Source organism: Pseudomonas corrugata, from assembly GCF_001269905.1.
Lineage (GTDB): Bacteria > Pseudomonadota > Gammaproteobacteria > Pseudomonadales > Pseudomonadaceae > Aquipseudomonas > Aquipseudomonas corrugata.
This window is the reverse complement of the sequence record NZ_LHVK01000009.1, coordinates 522,996-541,491: the sequence shown is the minus strand read 5'-3', so window position 1 is coordinate 541,491 and position 18,496 is coordinate 522,996. Positions and strand designations below refer to the sequence as shown.

Sequence of the window (18,496 nt, the reverse complement as noted above, 5' to 3'; positions counted from 1 at the left end):
GTTTGCCATGATTCGTATGCCCCTGGCTACCGCCAGTCTGCTGGCCATCGCCATTTCCCTCGCCGGCTGCGGCGAAGGCAAGGACAAGGCTGCCGCGCCGCAAGCGCCAACGCCTGCCGCCAGCACCGCGGCACCGGCCGCCCCCGCTGCCGCCGGCAAACTTGACGAAGCCGCCGCCAAGGCCGTCGTCGCGCACTACGCCGAGATGGTCTATGCCGTCTACAGCGATGCCGAATCCACCGCAAAAACCCTGCAGACCGCCGTCGACGCGTTCCTCGCCAAGCCGAACGCCGACACACTGAAAGCCGCCCGGGCTGCCTGGGTTGCCGCACGCGTGCCTTACCTGCAGAGTGAAGTGTTCCGCTTCGGCAACACCATCATCGACGACTGGGAAGGCCAAGTGAACGCCTGGCCCCTGGACGAAGGCCTGATCGACTACGTCGATAAATCCTACGAGCACGCGCTGGGTAACCCCGGCGCCACCGCCAACATCATCGCCAACACCGAAGTCCAGGTGGGTGAAGACAAGGTCGATGTGAAAGACATCACCCCGGAAAAACTCGCCAGCCTGAATGAGCTGGGTGGTTCCGAGGCCAACGTCGCCAGCGGCTACCACGCTATCGAATTCCTGCTGTGGGGCCAGGACCTCAACGGTACCGGCCCAGGTGCCGGCAACCGCCCGGCTTCCGATTACCTGGAAGGCGCCGGTGCCACTGGCGGCCACAACGACCGTCGTCGTGCCTACCTCAAATCCGTGACCCAGTTGCTGGTCAGCGACCTGGAAGAAATGGTCGGTAATTGGAAACCGAATGTGGCCGACAACTACCGCGCCACCCTGGAAGCAGAACCTGCCGAAAGCGGCCTGCGCAAGATGCTGTTTGGCATGGGCAGCCTGTCCCTTGGTGAACTGGCGGGCGAGCGCATGAAGGTATCCCTGGAAGCCAACTCGCCAGAAGACGAGCAGGACTGCTTCAGCGACAACACCCACAACTCGCACTTCTACGATGCCAAGGGCGTGCGTAACGTGTACCTGGGCGAATACACCCGCGTCGACGGCACCAAGATGACCGGCGCCAGCCTGTCGTCCCTGGTGGCCAAGGCCGACCCGGCCGCGGATACCGCGCTCAAGGCCGACCTGGCCGATACCGAAGCCAAGATCCAGGTCATGGTCGATCACGCCAACAAGGGTGAGCACTACGACCAGTTGATCGCTGCCGGCAACACCGCCGGCAACCAGATCGTCCGCGACGCCATCGCCGCCCTGGTCAAGCAGACCGGTTCGATCGAACAGGCTGCCGGCAAACTGGGCATCAGCGACCTGAACCCGGACAACGCTGATCACGAGTTCTGATCAACGCTGGCTGAATGAAAAAGGCGACCTCCGGGTCGCCTTTTTCATGGCCGCCACCGAAAGCCGAACACTGTCTTGTGGCGAGGGGATTTATCCCCGTTCGAGTGCGAAGCGCTCGTCAACAGACTGCGCCTGCTGCACAAAGCGTGGGATTGCTTCGCAATCCAACGGGGATAAATCCCCTCGCCACAGATAGATTACCTCGCCGCGGGTCTTTGAGATCACATCACGCCAACGCCGCCAATCGCCCCTCGAGAAACCGTCGCTCCGGCAGTTGCTGTGTCAATTCAAGCGCACGTCGATAAGCCGATCTCGCCTCTTCCACTCGCCCCAACTGCCGGCAGAATTCTGCCCGTGCCGAGTGGGCCAGATGATAATCGAGCAACTCGCCACGCCCCAGGAGCGCCTCGATCAATTGCAGCCCTGCCCGCGGTCCGTCGCGCTTGGCCAGGGCGACGGCGCGATTGAGTTCGATCACCGGTGACGGCATCACCCGCAGCAACACATCATAAAGCCCGACGATTTGCGGCCAGTCGGTCTCCTGCGCGGTGGGCGCTTCGGCGTGCACGGCGGCAATCGCCGCTTGCAGGCAATAAGGCCCGAACCGGCGAGTATTCAACGCGGCTTCCACCAACGCACAACCTTCGGCAATCAGTTGTGCATCCCACAAGGAACGGTCCTGTTCTTCCAGCAACACCAACTCACCGGTATCCGACGTGCGCGCCGTCCGCCGGGATTCGTGCAGCAGCATCAGCGCCAACAACCCCATGACCTCGGCTTCAGGCAACAACTCCATCAACAGGCGTGCAAGGCGGATGGCTTCACGGGTCAGGTCTTCTCGGGTCAACGCGGCGCCCATCGAAGCCGAGTAACCCTCGTTGAACACCAGGTAGATTACTCGCAGCACACTGTCCAACCGCTCGGGCAGTTCCCCACGGGACGGGACCTGGTAGGGAATTTTCGCGTCGCGAATCTTCGCCTTGGCCCGCACGATACGTTGGGCGATGGCCGCGGGTGCAGCGAGGAAGGCACGGGCGATTTCCTCGGTGGTCAGGTCGCAGACTTCCCGCAGCGTCAGCGGCACCTGGGCATCCGCCGCCAGGGCCGGGTGGCAACAGGTGAAAATCAACCGCAGACGATCGTCTTCCACGTCTTCGTCGCTCCAGTCAGCCTGCTCAAGGGCCTCGAGTTGGGCGATCAGCATTGGCTGGGACGCCGCGAAGCGCGCTCGCCTGCGCAAACTGTCAATTGCCTTGAAGCGTCCGGCGGACACCAGCCAGGCCCTCGGGTTGTCCGGTACGCCGTCACGCTGCCAACGCTCAACCGCAATGAAAAAGGCTTCGTGCAGGGCTTCTTCCGCCAGGTCGAAATCCCCCAGCAAGCGAATCAGCGTCGCCAGGATCCGTCGCGAGTCTTGCCGATAGACCTGCTCGACCCGCGCCTTGACCGCATCGGCCGACATCAGTCAGGCATGCCTTGGGTGACCAGCGCTTCGAGCCGATCCAGGCTCTGCCCCCAGCCGTCATGAAAACCCATGGCCTCGTGGGCCTGCCGATCCTCTTCGTTCCAGTGCAGGGCACGAGCGGTGTAGCGGGTTTTGCCGCCCTCCTCTTCAAGCACCACTTCAGCGGTCATGAAGGCCTTGCCGGAGGGCACCCAGCCGGGCATGAACGCGTCGGTGAATACCAGCCGCCGGGGGGCGACAATTTCCAGGAACACCCCCATGGTCGGGTACTCACTGCCGTCAGGCGCACGCATCAGAGTGCGAAACTGACCGCCGACCCACAGGTCCATTTCGCATTCCGGCGTGGTCATGCCATGGGGGCCCCACCACTGGACCAGCAGGGCCGGCTCGGTCCAGGCACGGAAGATCTTCTGGCGCGGGGCATCGATCAGCCGGCTGATGGACAACTCGAAAGCAGCAGGTGTGAAGTTCATGAATCGAATCCTGTTTGTGATTGTTGTTCAGGGGTTCAATTGGCGCACTGGTCGGACTTCGACACAACCGACCCGGGCCGCCGGAATGTTGCCGGCGACCTGAATGGCCTCGTTCAAGTCCTTGGCGTCGATCAGGTAGAAGCCCGCCAGTTGCTCCTTGGTTTCGGCGAACGGCCCGTCGGTGATCGACAGCTTGCCGCCGCGCATGCGCACGGTGGTCGCGGTCTGCACCGACTCCAGGGCCTCGGCGGCGATCATTCGCCCGCTGCCCTGGATCGACTCAGCGTAGGCCATGCACTCGGCGTCCTCCGGACTGTCGGGCGAGTTGTGCAGCGTTTGTTCGTTGCTATACACCAGGCATAAGTACTTCATGGAAAACTCCGGGATCGAACGCGTCAACTATGACGGCAGAAGGACGAGGTGGCGAAAAACGACGATCAGGGCTGAAGATCGAAGATCGCCGTGCCCGCCATCGGATCGAACGGTGCCGACCAGTGTTCATGGACGATCTTCCACTGTCCCGCCACACGTTGATAGCAGGCCGTCACGCGCATCCAGCACGCCTGTTCTTCGCCCTTGTCGTTGGTGCCGCCGCAATAGGCTAGCCAATGAGCGAAGGCAATGCTGTCCGCCACGTTGATTTTGACCTGATGGAAGTCGAACTTGTGCGGGCCGGGGCACATTTCCATACAGGCCTGCCAATGGGCGCGATAGGCAACCTTGCCTTTGAATTGCAAGGCCTGGATGGCATCGAACGAGACGATGTCGTCGGCATAGAGCGCCATGACTTTCTCAACGTCCTTGGCCATTACGGCCTGGCGATAGGTGTCGATCAGGGCCTGGATTTCGGTTTCGGTGGCTTGGGTATTCATGGTGATTCTCCACAGTTTCTTGTTGAAGACCCCCTTTGTCGTCCCGGGGAACAACGAATCGACATCCCGGATAAAAATAATTCAAGAAAGAAAGTTCGCTAGAATCCAGCCCTCATCCTGCCGGCGGACAACGGACGTTACTTTGACTGCTCAACTTGTCGCCTACGAACATCTGAACGCTGTCCAGCGCCAACAGGTGGAGGCCATCGAGATCCTTCCCGAACAGGTACGGTTCGCCGGAGATATCCATGGTGCACTGCACATGCTGCTGTCCCGGCCCTGCCCGGGAGTCAAGGGTTTTGCGTTGCTGGTCGAAGGCGCGCCGGTGGCGTTCCTGTTGCTCAAACGTCCGCCCGTGCTACCCGCCTGGGCCGATGAACACAGCGCGACCCTGCATGCCCTGCAGGTCGATCACCGGGCCCAGGGCAAGGGCCACGGCAGGGCCTGCCTGCAGGCACTGCCCGCCGTGGCACGTGCGGCCTGGCCGGAAATCAGGGGGTTGGAGCTCTCGGTCGATGCCGGTAACGAATCGGCCATCGGCCTGTATACCCAAATGGGCTGGGTTGACTGTGGCGAGGCCTATAAGGGCCGCATCGGTTATGAGCGGCGGATGGGCTTGATGCTCCCGGGCTCTACCGACGTTTGAGCGGTATCCAGATCTCCAGCGTGCCCTCGCTGGTCCTGGGGTTGAAATCTTCGCTGTAGCGTTCGAACTCAGGAGCGTCCGCGGCCTCGTGACCCGATTGAGGCAACCAGACATTCCAGATGTAGTGAAAGGTGTCCGGCAGGGTTTTCAATGGCCCACGGTGTTCGAACACCGCATAGTGAGCGGGCTGGATTTCGATCCAGCGGTATTGTTCCGGCAGATCATCGAGTCGACTGATCTCCACCCCGGCGATGTATTCGAACCCGCCCTGGCCGTCCGGGTTGCAACACACACCGTAGGTGACTTCGCTTTTCTGCCCTGGCACGTTGCCGAGCCAGGGCAGGAACTTTTCCCAGAGCAGGGGAATCTCCTGGGCGGTCACCTGAGTGAAACGACCGCCAAAACCGGCGATAAGGTGAAAGTTTCCGTGTTCGAAGCGTGGCTCGGCTGTGTAATCGCGTTGGGGCTTTTCCATGCGTCAACACTCCGCAAATCATGAGGTCGGGTCTGGCAGTATAGAAGCCAAACCATGATTGCCAGGGCCGTTTCACTTATCAGGCCCCAGGAACCAGCGTCGCTCCAGAAGCCCCTACAAACTCGTTATAGCCAGAAACGATCACGTAAACAGCGAAATAACAGAAGATCGCAGCGGATGCCCAATAGGAATAACGCAGCAATTTATCCCCCAATAATTTTCCACCCTGGGTCGCCGCCAGGCACAGGCCGGCACTCCACAACAGTCCGGCGCTGAGGAAACCACCGAGGAAAAGTACCGAGCTGAGCACGGTGCCACCCCCGGAGCGGGCGATAAGCGTACCGCCCACGGCCGCGAACCAGAGGATGGCGCTGGGGGATGACATGGCCAGGAAGATCCCGCGCAGGAATTCCTGGCCAGAGGAGTTGCCCTGTACCTCGCCCGTCTGCTCCAGCACTGCGCCGTGGTAAATCGCTGAATGAACCATTTTCGCCGCGAAGTACAGCAACAGGACGGAACCGCCAATCCACAGCACCCAGCGCACCGTTTCGTATTGCAGCAACACCGTCATGCCGGCCAAGGCCAGCACTGCGTAGACCAGGTCCCCCACACAGGTCCCCAGCCCCAAGGCGAAACCCTGGAAATAGCCACGCTGCATGGCGAGCGTGATCATCGCAATATTGGCGATGCCGATGTCCAGGCACAGGGAGAGACTCAGCAAAAAACCGCTGGAAAATTCCATCATCATTCCGTTCGGGTTGGGTATGGCGAATTGAGCAGTCCGCACGCATTCCACGGACGGGTCGACAGTGTCGTCGAAAATAGTTGTGGGCCGCCACTGGACAAGCGGCCATGGCGGCCATTATCTTGCGCCGCAGGCCACCGCAGTGGCCAACGTCGCTCGGACGGTTCCGGGCGCTCACGTATCTCGAGGCAACAATGGCCGAACAAGGTTCGCCGCGCCGCTTTGCGCGCATCGATCGACTCCCCCCTTACGTATTCAATATCACTGCCGAGCTGAAGATGGCTGCGCGTCGGCGCGGCGAAGACATCATCGACTTGAGCATGGGTAACCCCGACGGCGCCACGCCCCCACACATCGTGGAAAAACTGGTCACCGTCGCCCAGCGTGAAGACACCCATGGATACTCCACCTCCAAAGGCATCCCGCGCCTGCGCCGCGCCATTTCGCGCTGGTACAAGGACCGCTACGAGGTGGACATCGATCCTGAAAGCGAAGCCATTGTCACCATCGGCTCCAAGGAAGGCCTGGCACACCTGATGCTGGCGACCCTGGACCAGGGCGACACAGTATTGGTGCCCAACCCCAGCTACCCGATCCACATCTACGGCGCAGTGATCGCCGGCGCCCAGGTGCGCTCGGTGCCGCTGATACCGGGGGTGGATTTCTTCGACGAGCTGGAGCGAGCCATTCGCGGTTCGATTCCCAAGCCGAAGATGATGATCCTGGGCTTCCCGTCCAACCCCACCGCCCAGTGCGTGGAGCTGGACTTCTTCGAGCGGGTCATTGCCCTGGCCAAGCAGTACGACGTGCTGGTGATCCACGACCTGGCCTATGCCGACATCGTCTATGACGGCTGGAAAGCACCATCGATCATGCAGGTACCCGGCGCGAAAGACATTGCGGTGGAGTTCTTCACCCTGTCCAAGAGCTACAACATGGCTGGCTGGCGCATCGGTTTCATGGTCGGTAACCCGGAATTGGTCAGCGCCCTGGCGCGGATCAAAAGCTACCACGACTATGGCACTTTCACCCCATTGCAGGTGGCCGCTATCGCCGCATTGGAAGGCGATCAGCAATGCGTGCGCGACATCGCCGAGCAGTACCGCCAGCGTCGCAATGTGCTGGTCAAGGGCCTGCATGAACTGGGCTGGATGGTGGAAAACCCCAAGGCGTCGATGTACGCCTGGGCGAAGATTCCCGAGGCCTATGCCCACCTGGGCTCACTGGAGTTTGCCAAGAAGCTGTTGGCCGAAGCCAAGGTCTGCGTCTCGCCGGGAGTAGGGTTCGGGGAGTACGGGGATGATCATGTGCGCTTTGCGCTGATCGAGAACCAGGACCGGATCCGCCAGGCTGTACGTGGGATCCGGGCGATGTTCCGGGCGGATGGGTTGGTCGGCAAGACCAACGCCTGATACAAAACCCAATGTGGGAGCGAGCCTGCTCGCGATAGCGGTGGGTCAGTTGCATTGATGCTGACTGACATACCGTCATCGCGAGCAGGCTCGCTCCCACAGTCGTTTATGCCGGACCTTTAGACTACCAGCGACAGCAACAGGATAAAGACCAACCCCACCACCGACAGGATGGTTTCCATTGCCGTCCAGGTCTTGAAGGTTTCGGCCACGGTCATGTTGAAGTACTGCTTGACCAGCCAGAAGCCCGCGTCGTTGACATGAGACAGAATCAACGAACCGGCACCGGTCGCCAGCACCAGCAGTTCACGGTTTACGCCCGGAATCATCCCTACCACGGGTACCACGATGCCCGCACCGGTAATGGTTGCGACGGTGGCCGAGCCGGTGGCGATACGAATCACCGCCGCGACCAGCCAGGCCAGCAGGATCGGTGAAATCTGCGCGCTCACGGCCATATGGCCGATCACGTCACCCACGCCACTGGTCACCAGCATCTGCTTGAAACCACCACCGGCACCGATGATCAGGATGATCGCGGCAGTCGGCGCCAGGCTCGCGTCGAGCAACTTCAGAATCTGGTTGGAACCGATGCCCTGGCGATGGCCGAAGGTGTACAGCGACAGCAGCAAGGCCAGCAACAGTGCCGAGATCGGGTGGCCGATCAGGTCCATGAAGGTGCGGAAGATGTTGCCGTCCGGCAGCACCACATCGGCAAAGGTCTTGAGCAGCATCAGGAACACCGGCAGCAGCACGGTGACCAGGGTAATGCCGAAGCTCGGAAGCTCCTTGGCCTCGGGCTCACGGGCCAATTGATCGAGCAGTTCCTGATTGGCGTGGCCGGGGATGTGCTTGGCGATGAACGTACCGAAAATCGGACCGGCAATGATGGCGGTCGGCAACGCGACGATCAGACCATAGAGAATGGTCTTGCCGATGTCGGCACCGAACACGCCGATGGCCAGCAGCGGTCCTGGATGCGGCGGCACCAGGCCGTGCACTGCGGACAGGCCGGCGAGCAGCGGGATGCCGATCTTGATGATCGACACACCGGTACGACGAGCCACGATGAACACCAGCGGGATCAGCAGCACGAAACCGATTTCGAAGAACAGCGGGATACCCACCAGGAACGCGGCGAACATCATGGCCCACTGCACCTTGTCCTTGCCGAAGGCACGGATCAGAGTCTGGGCGATCTGATCGGCCCCGCCCGATTCGGCCATCATCTTGCCAAGCATGGTGCCCAGGGCCAGGATAATTCCGACGAAGCCCAGCACGCCGCCAAAACCGTCCTGGAAGGCCTTGATGATGGTGCCGATTGGCATGCCCGACGTCAGGCCGAGAAACGCGGCAGCGATGGTCAGGGCAATGAAGGGGTGGAATTTGAACTGGGTGATGAGGAGGATGAGTCCAATCACCGTGACTACTGCATCGAGCAGTAGGAACGTCTCGTGGGACATGCCAAACATGGGAGGTGTCTCCTGATTTGTTGTTGTTATTGAAGCAGTTATTTGTACGCCGCCGGGACAGCGCTATCTTTCTGACGCAAAATGCTTGGTATTCAACTGGCCAGCTTCAGACCATGTTCCACCCACCAGGTGTAAGCCTGGCGAGCCAGCTCATCGACGTCATGGCTGGACGCATCCAGGGCCAGGGTCAACGGCTCGCCGACGGGAGATTCAAGGGTGGCGAACTGACTGTCGATCAGGGTCGAGGGCATGAAATGGCCGGGGCGGTGGGAAACCCGGTCAGCCGCCACCTCGGGTGTCAGCTCCAGGAAGACGAAGCCCAGGCCAGGCAAGGCGCTGCGCAGACGTTCGCGATAACTGTGCTTGAGGGCCGAACAAGTCAACACCGGGCGCTCGCCCTTGGCGTCGACACGGCGCAACTCGTCGCACAGGCTGTCGAGCCAGCCGGCACGGTCGTCGTCGTTCAGGGGAATACCGGCGCTCATCTTCTGGATGTTGGCCGCGGGGTGGAACGTGTCGCCTTCGATGGCGGTGGCGCCGCTCAGTTGGCACAGGGCCTGGCTGACGCAAGTCTTGCCGCAACCGGCAACGCCCATGATGACCAGGGCGGTGATGGGATTGTTCATGTAACACCTCAGCGCGCAGACAGCGCTACCTTTGCCAGTTATGACACCGCAGCAAAAGCAGAAGTTGCCGACGCCTTCTTGTCATTTTTGTGGTTGCAGCATTTTTCGTCCGCGACACCAACGGATGGGATTCAGGCAAACCCCACTCGCGCATTTGCAGCCGCGTCGAGACAGCGCTACCTTAGTGCCTTGATTTTTGTTTGGCAAGCCACCTGATGACCGTCCACAAGAACGATAAGAATACCCGCACCACCGGTCGCCCTACGCTCAACGAAGTCGCACGCCTGGCCGGTGTCAGCCCTATCACCGCCTCCCGAGCCCTGCGCGGCGTCAGTACCGTGGCCATTGACCTGGTGGAAAAAGTCCGACAGGCGGCCCAGGAACTCAACTATGTCGTCAACCCCGCCGCCCGCGCCCTGGCTTCGGCCCAGAGCCATTCGGTGGTGGTGTTGGTGCCGTCGCTGTCCAACCTGCTGTTCATCGACACCCTGGAAGCCATTCATCGTGTCTTGAGGCCCAAGGGCTTCGAAGTGGTGATCGGCAACTATCACTACTCCCGGGACGAAGAAGAAGACCTGCTGCGCAACTACATGGCCTATCAGCCCCGAGGCCTGCTGCTGACCGGTTTCGATCGCACCGAGAGCGCCCGTCGCATGATCGAGGCCAGCAACATTCCGTGTGTCTACATGATGGAACTGGACTCTGGGGCGGGGCTCAACTGCGTCGGCTTTTCCCAGCTCAAAGCCGGCGAGACGGCCGCCGAGCACCTGATCTCCCGTGGTCGCAGGCGCCTGGCCTACATCGGCGCACAACTGGACCAGCGCACTTTATTGCGTGGCGAAGGCTTCCGCCGGGCCCTGCAGCAGGCCGGGCTGTACGACCCGGATCTGGAACTACTGACACCGCGCCCGTCATCGGTGGGCCTGGGTGGCGAACTGTTCCTGCAACTGCTGGCCAGCCACCCGGATGTCGATGCGATCTTCTTTGGCAACGACGACCTCGCCCATGGCGCCCTGTTCGAAGCCTTGCGCTGTGGCATCAGGATTCCCGAACAGATCTCGGTTCTCGGTTTCAATGACCTGCCCGCCTCGGCCCACATGGTGCCGCGCCTGAGCAGCATCAGCACACCACGGGAGGCCATCGGCCGTCGTGCCGCCGAACAGATGCTGACGTTGATGGCCGGCAATCGCATCGCCCAACCCGTGGTGGACATGGGCTTCGAGCTCAAGATTCGCGAGAGCACCTGAGTCCTTGATGCGGTCGATCCCTGCCGGTCAACGGCAAGGCCTGGCCGCTTCGTCTCGCCCCGTATCCCCGCTGCCCTTGAAACCTGAGGTGCCCGGTGTCGGCATGGGAATTGCTCCTGCCCATCGATCAGCCATTACCTGCAGGTGTCCATCATGTTGGTCAGTGCCAAACAGCAAGCAATGATTCTGCCGCTCAAACGTCCGGGCGAGGACCCGACCGCCGACGCAGCCAGCGGCCTGCAAAGCGCCGCATTGCAAGCGTTGCGCGATAACGTCCAGGCCCAGGCCAGCCAGGGTGATGCCCAGGTCCGGGAGTCCGTCATCCAGCAGGCCACGCAACAGGTCAATGCAACCACCGCCATCAGCGACAACGTCGATGAGGCGTTCGCCAAGACCCGCGTGCAGTTGCAGACCGTGGCGTCCCAGGATGCCACGGCGCGCGCGACCGACAGTTCGGCGCTGAAGGACTTCAAGGACTACATGAGCAAAACGCCCGAAGAGCGCCTGCGTGAGGCCGTGCTCGCGGAGATGGGCATCAGCGAAGAAGAATACGAGGCGATGCCACCCGAGAAGCAACTGGCGGTCGGCCAGGAAATTGCCCAGCGCATGCAGGACAAGTCCGCAATGGCGCAGGTGGAAAAGGCCCAGGAACGCCGCGACACGGGCGATAAGGATCCGGCCGCGGCGATGCTCCTCACGTCCCTCTGAGCCTGCCGGCGGCCAGCAGATGAGGCGCCGGGGTTAGCCCTAATACCAGTCAGTTAAGGATCAAACGACGCAAAACCTGTGGGAGCAAAGCTTGCTCGCGATAGCGACAGACCCGTCAGCATTGCTGGTGATTGACTTACCGCAATCGCGAGCAAGCTTTGCTCCCACAGGTTTATCGAAACGTGTTCCTTTATAATCTGCCCTCCTTCCCCTCCACGACGTTGCCATGTCCGAAATCCGCTTTGCGCTGCTCGATGAACCGCTGTGGCCGCTGATGAACAAGTTCTACCGCGCCCATCAGTCCTCGATGAAAGCCGTGCGTGACGCGCAGCTATGGGTGGCGAGGCAGGATGACATCGTCGCCGCCCTGTGCCTGCGATCGGTGTCGGGTGGACACTGGTTGACGGGGCTGTTCGTCGACCAGGCATACCGCGGCAAAGGTATCGCGGCGGGGTTGATCAGCGAAGCGGTGAAAGCCGTGGAGGCACCGGTGTGGCTGTTCTGCCACCCGGAGCTGCGTGGGTTCTATGAGCGGCACGGCTTCACTTTCGATCCCGCCCTGCCCTATGCGATGGCCGAGCGCCTGAGCCGGTATGCTCGCAGCAAGCCGATGATTGCGATGGGGCTGGAGCCGGGAAGCCGGTCCTGATGCCCCCCAATCTCTGTGGGAGCGAGCCTGCTCGCGAAGGCGGCGGGACATTCCACAACGATGCAGCTGACCCACCGCTATCGCGAGCGGGCTCGCTCCCACAGGTGATTGAGGTGAAGGTTCAGTCGTCGGCTGTCGGATCCAGATCCGGAAACATGACCTCGGTAAACCCGAACTTGCTGAAGTCGGTGATACGCGACGGGTACAAGCGCCCGATCAGGTGGTCGCACTCATGCTGTACCACCCGCGCATGAAAGCCCAAGGCTGTCCGCACGATCGGCTCGCCCTTGGGATCGAAGCCTTCGTAGCGGATATGCTGATAGCGATCGACCGCTCCTCGCAGGCCGGGTACCGACAGGCAGCCTTCGAAGCCTTCTTCCATCAGCGGGCTCAGCGGCGTGATCAGCGGGTTGATCAGGATGGTCTGGGGCACGGCCTCCGCATCGGGGTAACGCTCGCTGTGTTCGAAGCCGAAAATCACCAATTGCAGGTCCACACCGATCTGCGGCGCCGCCAGACCGACACCTCCGACGCTTTCCATCGTCTGGAACATGTCGTCGATCAATTGCCACAGCTCTGGGGTGTCGAACATCTGCGGCGGAACCGGCGGAGCAATACGCAGCAAGCGCGCATCGCCCATCTTGAGGATTTCTCGAATCATGGTCGGGCTTCACCTGCGTTCGGATCAGTGTCCGGTTTGATGGAGTGGTCGCGCCCCAGCCCTGATACATGGTGCTTCCAGTGCTCGTCTGGAACCTTCTCACCGGGGTCCTTGCCTTCGGCGGACATGTGTTCGATCACCGCGTTCATCTCCGCCCCCAACAGCAACACCGCCGCCGAGATATAGAAATACAGCAACAACACGATGATCGCGCCGATACTGCCATACATGGCGTTGTAGTTGGCAAAGGTCTTGACGTAAAAAGCGAAGCCCAGGGAGGCAATGATCCAGACCACCACCGCCAGCACAGAGCCTGGGGTGATGAAGCGAAACTCCTGCTTGACGTCAGGCATCACGTAATAGATCAATGCTACGGCTACCATCAACAGGATCACGATCACCGGCCAGCGCACGATCGTCCAGAGCGTGACAATGAATTCCTCCAGCCCGACCTGGGCCGCAATCCACTCCATCACCTGTGGCCCGAGGACCATCAGCGCCGCCGCGACGAGCAGCATGCCAGCGATACCGACCGTGTAGAAAATCGACAGCGGAAAGCGCTTCCAGGCGGGGCGTCCCTCGACCACATCGTAGGCGGCATTCATGGCGCTCATCATCAGCCGCACCCCCGCCGAGGCCGTCCACAAGGCGACCACGATACCCACCGACAGCAACCCGCCCTTGGATTGCTGGAGCTGGTCGATCACCGGGTTGACCTGCTCCAGCGCCTGGGGCGGCAACACCAGTTCAGACTGCAGGCGCAGCCACGAGAAGAAATCCGGCAGATGCAGGAAACCGATCAGCGCTATCAGGAAGAGAATGAAGGGAAACAGGGAAAACAGCATCTGGTAGGCCAGTGCCGAGGCATAGGTAGACATCTCGTCGTCGAGAAACTCGGTCACCGTACGCATCATCACACGATGCAGAGGCAAGCCTTTCATGTCCGGAAATATCATGAGCGTCTCCTTTCGCCGCAAAAAAGGGGTCGCATGGCGACTCAAGGGGCGTTTTTTACCTCAAAGTAGCCTGTTTGGCGACTTTGGGACAATCTCATCCCGACGCAGAATTGACCCATGCCGCATAACGCAAGTTTCATTCTTCGCACCGGCGGGGCTTTATGTTTGTCCGGCAACCGTCGAGAATGCTCCACGTATTCAGGCTGCGGCCCGAAGCTTTAATCCCGTAGGAACGTTATGAAACTCGATAAGAAGCAGGCCATCGCCCGCAGGAACCAGGAACTGGGCGGTGCCGTCCTGGGTGTCAACAACTGCCACTTCAGCGAATTGAACCGCAACCGCAACATCTTCTGGTTCAACATCCCGGTGACCCGCCTGGCGGTCGGCCAGTACGAATGGATTCATCTGCTCCTGCACACCCCGGCCAGCGACGAATTGCTGCACCTGAAAGTGCCGACCGTATTCCTGCGGGAAAAAATGGAAGGCCTGGAAGTGCGCAACCAGGGCAAGCGCAAGGCAGCCCTGAGCCTGGAACTGAGCGCCGACAGGGATTCGTACCTGCAAGACCTGCGACCGGGGGGCACCAACCTGGATTTTGCGCAGTTCAGGTTGTGACACCGGCCGCCGACGTATGTAGCTGGGGGATTATGTGGGAGCAAGGCTTGCCCGCGATGAAGGCACCACGACGCTAAGCAGACCGAATCAACTTCATCGCAGGCAAGCCTTGCTCCCACAGCTCACTCCCACACGGCCTTGCTTCAAGTAGTCGCCCTAACAAAAAGCCCCGCTTCGGCGGGGCTTTTTGTTTACACGCAATTCACTTCTTCACACCCAACTTCCTGAGCTCTTCATCCCGCAGCTCACGTCGCAGGATCTTGCCCACATTGGTGGTCGGCAACGCATCGCGGAACTCGACGGCCTTGGGCACCTTGTAGCCGGTAACGTTGGCACGCATATGCTCCATCACCTGCTCCTTGGTCAACGTGGCGCCTGGCCGGACGACGATGAAAATCTTGATCGCCTCGCCGGATTTCTCGTCCGGTACACCGATGGCGGCGCATTGCAGTACGCCCGGCAAGGTCGCCAGCACATCTTCCAGCTCGTTGGGGTACACGTTGAAACCGGAGATCAGGATCATGTCTTTCTTGCGATCGACGATGCGCATGTAGCCATCCGGCTGGATCACTGCGATGTCACCGGTCCTGAGCCAGCCCTCGCTGTCGAGGATTTCGTCGGTGGCTTCCTGCCGCTGCCAGTAGCCCTTCATCACCTGCGGACCTTTCACACACAACTCGCCGACTTCGCCCAGAGGCAGTTCGACGCCCGCATCATTGATGACCTTGCACAGCGTCGACGGCACCGGAATGCCGATGGTGCCGATCTGGATGTTCTGGATTGGATTGACCGTGGCCACCGGACTGGTTTCGGTCATGCCATAACCTTCGCAGATCGGGCAGCCGGTGACCGCTTTCCAGCGCTCGGCAGCGGCCAGTTGCAGGGCCATGCCCCCGGACAAGGTAACTTTCAGCGCGGAGAAATCCAGCTTGCGGAAGCCTTCATTGTTGCACAGCGCCACGAACAGGGTATTGAGGCCGACGAAACCGCTGAACTTCCACTTGGACAGTTCCTTGACCATCGCCGGAAGGTCGCGCGGGTTGCTGATCAGGATGTTGTGGTTGCCGATCAGCATCATCGCCATGCAATGGAAGGTGAAGGCATAGATGTGGTACAGCGGTAGCGGCGTGATCAGCACTTCGCAACCTTCATTGAGGTTGGAGCCCATCAGCGCCTTGCACTGCAGCATGTTCGCCACCAGGTTGCGGTGACTCAGCATCGCGCCCTTGGCCACGCCGGTGGTGCCACCGGTGTACTGCAACACGGCCACCTCGTCGCTGCCCGGGTTGGCTTCGGTGACTGGCCGGCCATGGCCCTTGCTCAGCACGTCGTTGAACTTGACAGCCTTGGGCAGGTGATACGCCGGGACCATCTTCTTCACGTACTTGATAACGCTGTTGATCAGCAGTCGCTTGAGCGGCGGCAACAGGTCGGCAACCTCGGTGACGATGACGTGCTTGACGCCGGTCTTCGGCACTACGGTCTCGGCCAGGTGTGCCATGTTTGCCAGGCACACCAGCGCCTTGGCGCCGGAGTCGTTGAACTGGTGCTCCATCTCCCGCGCGGTATACAGCGGGTTGGTATTAACCACGATGAGGCCGGCGCGAATCGCTCCGAACACCGCCACCGGGTATTGCAGGACGTTAGGCAATTGCACGGCGATTCGATCGCCCGGCTGCAAATCGGTATGCTGTTGCAGATACGCGGCAAAGGCCCCGGACAATTCGTACAGCTCACCGTAGGTGATCGTCTTGCCAAGATTGCTGAATGCCGGCTTGTCGGCGAAGCGTTGGCAGGACTGCTTCAACACCGCCTGAATATTCGGATACTCGTCTGGATTGATGTCGGCAGCAATCCCAGCTGGGTACTTATCCTTCCAAAAGTCTTCGAACATGGAAGCCCACTCCTCAGCAACGCGAATTCTCACCGCATTTGATGCGATTATTATTGGTGTGTTTGTTGGTGAATCTGGCTTGGATGAAGGCCGAGAAGTCACAAAAGCGCGCCGAGAGTAGCAGCTTTGCCAAGGGTCGACTAGAGCCAAAAGTGGCCGACATGGTCACTCGCAAGACTCAAGAATATTCAATGGTCATTTTTAGAGTAAAAATTCTACGAACTTGTAGGAACGTTCTGAATTCGGCTTTCTTTTTTGTTTAAACCCCTGAAGCCCATGTGGGAGCGAGCCCGCTCGCGATAGCGGTGTGTCAGCCAATATTCCCATGACCGATCCACCGCTTTCGCGAGCAGGCTCGCTCCCACAAGGGTTTGCGCTAGGTCTACATCAAGCGATATCACGCAGCTCCCGGCGCAGGATCTTGCCCACCGGTGTCATCGGCAGCGACTCTCGCAATACGATGTGCTTGGGTATCTTGTAGCCGGTGAAGTTCTCCTTGCAGTAGGCCTTGAGTTCTTCGAGGCTGACGCCCGTCTCCCGCGGCACCACGAACAGTTTCACCGCCTCCCCTGAACGTTCGTCCGGCACGCCGATCACCGCGCAATTGGCGACCTTCGGATGGGCCATCACCACGTCTTCGATTTCATTGGGGTACACGTTGAAACCCGAGACGATGATCATGTCTTTCTTGCGGTCGACGATCCGCACGAAACCGTCCGGGTCGATCACCGCGATGTCACCGGACTTGAACCAACCCTCGCTGTCCAGAACCTCGGTAGTGGCTTCAGGTTTATTCCAGTAGCCTTTCATGATCTGTGGTCCCTTGATGCACAGTTCGCCTCGCTCGCCCAAGGCCTGTTCGATGCCGTCGTCGCTGATCACCTTCATGAGCGTGCCTGGCACCGGCAGCCCCACCGTGCCTAGTCGCGACCTCTTGCCGTAAGGGTTGGTGCAGGCCACGGGGGAGGTTTCGGTCAGGCCATAGCCTTCGGTGATACGGCAACCCGTGAGCTGCTCCCAACGGTCGGCCGTGGCCTTGACCAGCGCGGTGCCGCCGGAGTTGGTGAGCTTGAGGCTGGAGAAATCCAGGGTCTTGAAATCCGGATGGTCCATCAGCGCCACAAACAATGTGTTGAGTCCCAACAGGGCCGAAAAACGCCAGTTCTTCAGTTCCTTGATGAAGCCGCCGATGTCCCTGGGGTTGGTGATCAGCACGTTGTGGTTGCCGGTGACCATCATGCACATGCAGTTCGCCGTGAATGCGTAGATGTGATAAAGCGGCAACGGCGCGATCATCACTTCCTGGCCCTCGCGCAGCAGGGGCTGGCCGTCGTCGCCGAACTGCCCAAGGCATGCCCTGGCCTGTTGCATGTTCGCCACCAGGTTGCCATGGGTCAGCATCGCGCCCTTCGCCAGCCCGGTGGTGCCGCCGGTGTATTGCAGCACGGCGATGTCGTCGAGACAGACGTTCAGTGGCTTGATGGCCTGGCCACGCCCCAGGCGCAAGGCGCTCTTGAACGAAATGGCCTGGGGCAGCAAATAAGCCGGAACCATCTTCTTGACCTTGTTGACCACGGTGTTGACCAGCCAGCCCCTGGCGGTGGGCATCAGGTCGCCCATCTTCGCTTCGATCAGGTATTGCAGGTCCGTGTCGGGCATCACCTCCTGGACCTTGCTTCCGAACAGATTCATGTACACCAGCGCCCGGGCGCCGGAATCCTTGAACTGGTGGCGCATTTCCCGCGGGGTGTACAGCGGATTGGTGTTGACCACGATCAGCCCGGCGCGCAGGGCACCGAACACGGCAATCGGGTATTGCAGGACATTGGGCATCTGCACCGCGATACGGTCACCGGGAACCAGATCGGTATGGGTTTGCAGGTAACCGGCGAACGCCGCGCTGCAGCGCTCGAGTTCGGCATAGGTGAGGGTCACGCCCATGTTGCTGAACGCCGGACGGTCGGCGAATTTCTTGCAGGAACGCTCGAACACCTCGATGACCGATTTGTAGGCCCCCAGGTCGATGTCCGAGGGCACGCCGGCCGGGCGTTTGTCATTCCAGAAATCAGGCTGCATTGTTTTTGTCCTCTTTACCTGAACCTATCCCGGGGCCGCTTCCGATTGCTCGCGGAAGCGGAGCTCTTGGGACACTAGCAGCTCTGGTCAATCAGGCAAATATGCCAATTTGTGTCATAGATTGTGTGAATCTTGCCGCCTACGTGTGGCCTG

The 18,496-nt window shown here is 60.5% G+C and carries 19 protein-coding genes; 7 read left to right on the top strand and 12 right to left on the bottom strand.

Translation table 11 applies throughout. The features are described 5' to 3' along the window. Positions 1-7: 7 nt before the first annotated feature. Positions 8-1,351: an imelysin family protein gene (locus AD665_RS16565; RefSeq protein WP_024781208.1), complete on the top strand. Its 1,344-nt coding sequence runs from the start codon at positions 8-10 to the stop codon at positions 1,349-1,351. A 226-nt stretch (positions 1,352-1,577) separates the two neighbouring features. Here AD665_RS16565 and AD665_RS16560 read toward each other — a convergent pair whose 3' ends face one another. From AD665_RS16560 to AD665_RS16545, 4 genes are all read right to left on the bottom strand, one after another. Beyond that, entirely contained in the window at positions 1,578-2,813 is a 1,236-nt protein-coding gene (locus AD665_RS16560) for an RNA polymerase sigma factor (RefSeq protein WP_024781207.1), read from the bottom strand. Beyond that, the gene (locus tag AD665_RS16555; protein WP_024781206.1) at positions 2,813-3,289 is read right to left on the bottom strand and encodes an SRPBCC family protein; all 477 of its coding nucleotides are present in this window, start codon (positions 3,287-3,289) and stop codon (positions 2,813-2,815) included. Before AD665_RS16555 ends, AD665_RS16560 begins: the two co-directional genes overlap by 1 nt. 27 nt (positions 3,290-3,316) lie before the next feature. After that, positions 3,317-3,661 carry a YciI family protein gene (locus tag AD665_RS16550; RefSeq protein ID WP_024781205.1) on the bottom strand — a complete coding sequence of 115 codons (345 nt, stop codon included), beginning with the start codon at positions 3,659-3,661 and terminating at the stop codon, positions 3,317-3,319. A 65-nt stretch (positions 3,662-3,726) separates the two neighbouring features. Further along, a complete protein-coding gene (locus AD665_RS16545) occupies positions 3,727-4,161 on the bottom strand; it encodes a YybH family protein (protein WP_024781204.1) in 435 nt (144 codons plus the stop codon). Between the two features lie 142 nt (positions 4,162-4,303). Between AD665_RS16545 and AD665_RS16540 the strand changes: the two genes are divergently transcribed. Next, entirely contained in the window at positions 4,304-4,807 is a 504-nt protein-coding gene (locus AD665_RS16540; RefSeq protein ID WP_024781203.1) for a GNAT family N-acetyltransferase, read from the top strand. On the opposite strand, the gene AD665_RS16535 is transcribed toward AD665_RS16540, so the two are convergent. Both AD665_RS16535 and AD665_RS16530 read right to left on the bottom strand, forming a co-directional pair. Then, positions 4,794-5,282 carry a GyrI-like domain-containing protein gene (locus AD665_RS16535; protein WP_053192846.1) on the bottom strand — a complete coding sequence of 163 codons (489 nt, stop codon included), beginning with the start codon at positions 5,280-5,282 and terminating at the stop codon, positions 4,794-4,796. The genes AD665_RS16540 and AD665_RS16535 overlap by 14 nt on opposite strands. 79 nt (positions 5,283-5,361) lie before the next feature. Continuing rightward, positions 5,362-6,024: a LysE family translocator gene (locus AD665_RS16530; RefSeq protein ID WP_024781201.1), complete on the bottom strand. Its 663-nt coding sequence runs from the start codon at positions 6,022-6,024 to the stop codon at positions 5,362-5,364. Between the two features lie 197 nt (positions 6,025-6,221). Between AD665_RS16530 and alaC the strand changes: the two genes are divergently transcribed. Next, positions 6,222-7,439 carry an alanine transaminase gene (gene alaC / locus AD665_RS16525; protein WP_053192844.1) on the top strand — a complete coding sequence of 406 codons (1,218 nt, stop codon included), beginning with the start codon at positions 6,222-6,224 and terminating at the stop codon, positions 7,437-7,439. Positions 7,440-7,558: 119 nt separating this feature from the next. Here alaC and AD665_RS16520 read toward each other — a convergent pair whose 3' ends face one another. Further along, positions 7,559-8,911, bottom strand: coding sequence for a GntP family permease (locus AD665_RS16520; protein ID WP_024781199.1), 1,353 nt, complete (start codon positions 8,909-8,911; stop codon positions 7,559-7,561). Positions 8,912-9,003: 92 nt separating this feature from the next. Beyond that, on the bottom strand, positions 9,004-9,537 hold the full coding sequence (locus AD665_RS16515) for a gluconokinase (RefSeq protein ID WP_024781198.1): 534 nt from the start codon (positions 9,535-9,537) through the stop codon (positions 9,004-9,006). Positions 9,538-9,752: 215 nt separating this feature from the next. Between AD665_RS16515 and gntR the strand changes: the two genes are divergently transcribed. The 3 genes from gntR to AD665_RS16500 all read left to right on the top strand — a co-directional run bounded on the left by gntR (position 9,753) and on the right by AD665_RS16500 (position 12,141). Continuing rightward, the gene (gntR, locus tag AD665_RS16510) at positions 9,753-10,784 is read left to right on the top strand and encodes an HTH-type transcriptional regulator GntR (RefSeq protein WP_024781197.1); all 1,032 of its coding nucleotides are present in this window, start codon (positions 9,753-9,755) and stop codon (positions 10,782-10,784) included. Positions 10,785-10,937: 153 nt separating this feature from the next. After that, on the top strand, positions 10,938-11,492 hold the full coding sequence (locus AD665_RS16505; RefSeq protein WP_053192842.1) for a hypothetical protein: 555 nt from the start codon (positions 10,938-10,940) through the stop codon (positions 11,490-11,492). Positions 11,493-11,718: 226 nt separating this feature from the next. After that, a complete protein-coding gene (locus tag AD665_RS16500) occupies positions 11,719-12,141 on the top strand; it encodes a GNAT family N-acetyltransferase (protein ID WP_024781195.1) in 423 nt (140 codons plus the stop codon). 121 nt (positions 12,142-12,262) lie between these two features. Here the strand turns inward: AD665_RS16500 and def are convergent, their stop codons facing one another. Both def and AD665_RS16490 read right to left on the bottom strand, forming a co-directional pair. Further along, positions 12,263-12,802 (bottom strand): peptide deformylase, encoded by a 540-nt coding sequence (gene def / locus AD665_RS16495; RefSeq protein WP_053192839.1) that lies wholly within the window; start codon positions 12,800-12,802, stop codon positions 12,263-12,265. Further along, a complete protein-coding gene (locus tag AD665_RS16490) occupies positions 12,799-13,758 on the bottom strand; it encodes a YihY/virulence factor BrkB family protein (RefSeq protein WP_024781193.1) in 960 nt (319 codons plus the stop codon). Before AD665_RS16490 ends, def begins: the two co-directional genes overlap by 4 nt. Positions 13,759-13,995: 237 nt before the next feature. Here AD665_RS16490 and AD665_RS16485 point away from each other — a divergent pair, with 237 nt between their 5' ends. Beyond that, positions 13,996-14,373, top strand: a complete 378-nt coding sequence (locus tag AD665_RS16485) for a hypothetical protein (protein ID WP_024781192.1) — start codon at positions 13,996-13,998, stop codon at positions 14,371-14,373. A 202-nt stretch (positions 14,374-14,575) separates the two neighbouring features. Here AD665_RS16485 and fadD1 read toward each other — a convergent pair whose 3' ends face one another. After that, entirely contained in the window at positions 14,576-16,267 is a 1,692-nt protein-coding gene (fadD1, locus tag AD665_RS16480; RefSeq protein ID WP_024781191.1) for a long-chain-fatty-acid--CoA ligase FadD1, read from the bottom strand. A gap of 387 nt (positions 16,268-16,654) precedes the next feature. After that, entirely contained in the window at positions 16,655-18,343 is a 1,689-nt protein-coding gene (fadD2, locus tag AD665_RS16475) for a long-chain-fatty-acid--CoA ligase FadD2 (RefSeq protein ID WP_053192837.1), read from the bottom strand. Between the last annotated feature and the right edge of the window lie 153 nt (positions 18,344-18,496).

Coding starts and splice junctions, on each gene's coding strand:
- AD665_RS16565 (WP_024781208.1), top strand. CDS start 8: ATGATTCGTATGCCCCTGGCTACCGCCAGTCTGCTGGCCATCGCCATT.
- AD665_RS16560 (WP_024781207.1), bottom strand. CDS start 2,813: ATGTCGGCCGATGCGGTCAAGGCGCGGGTCGAGCAGGTCTATCGGCAA.
- AD665_RS16555 (WP_024781206.1), bottom strand. CDS start 3,289: ATGAACTTCACACCTGCTGCTTTCGAGTTGTCCATCAGCCGGCTGATC.
- AD665_RS16550 (WP_024781205.1), bottom strand. CDS start 3,661: ATGAAGTACTTATGCCTGGTGTATAGCAACGAACAAACGCTGCACAAC.
- AD665_RS16545 (WP_024781204.1), bottom strand. CDS start 4,161: ATGAATACCCAAGCCACCGAAACCGAAATCCAGGCCCTGATCGACACC.
- AD665_RS16535 (WP_053192846.1), bottom strand. CDS start 5,282: ATGGAAAAGCCCCAACGCGATTACACAGCCGAGCCACGCTTCGAACAC.
- AD665_RS16530 (WP_024781201.1), bottom strand. CDS start 6,024: ATGGAATTTTCCAGCGGTTTTTTGCTGAGTCTCTCCCTGTGCCTGGAC.
- alaC (WP_053192844.1), top strand. CDS start 6,222: ATGGCCGAACAAGGTTCGCCGCGCCGCTTTGCGCGCATCGATCGACTC.
- AD665_RS16520 (WP_024781199.1), bottom strand. CDS start 8,911: ATGTTTGGCATGTCCCACGAGACGTTCCTACTGCTCGATGCAGTAGTC.
- AD665_RS16515 (WP_024781198.1), bottom strand. CDS start 9,537: ATGAACAATCCCATCACCGCCCTGGTCATCATGGGCGTTGCCGGTTGC.
- gntR (WP_024781197.1), top strand. CDS start 9,753: ATGACCGTCCACAAGAACGATAAGAATACCCGCACCACCGGTCGCCCT.
- AD665_RS16505 (WP_053192842.1), top strand. CDS start 10,938: ATGTTGGTCAGTGCCAAACAGCAAGCAATGATTCTGCCGCTCAAACGT.
- AD665_RS16500 (WP_024781195.1), top strand. CDS start 11,719: ATGTCCGAAATCCGCTTTGCGCTGCTCGATGAACCGCTGTGGCCGCTG.
- def (WP_053192839.1), bottom strand. CDS start 12,802: ATGATTCGAGAAATCCTCAAGATGGGCGATGCGCGCTTGCTGCGTATT.
- AD665_RS16490 (WP_024781193.1), bottom strand. CDS start 13,758: ATGATATTTCCGGACATGAAAGGCTTGCCTCTGCATCGTGTGATGATG.
- AD665_RS16485 (WP_024781192.1), top strand. CDS start 13,996: ATGAAACTCGATAAGAAGCAGGCCATCGCCCGCAGGAACCAGGAACTG.
- fadD1 (WP_024781191.1), bottom strand. CDS start 16,267: ATGTTCGAAGACTTTTGGAAGGATAAGTACCCAGCTGGGATTGCTGCC.
- fadD2 (WP_053192837.1), bottom strand. CDS start 18,343: ATGCAGCCTGATTTCTGGAATGACAAACGCCCGGCCGGCGTGCCCTCG.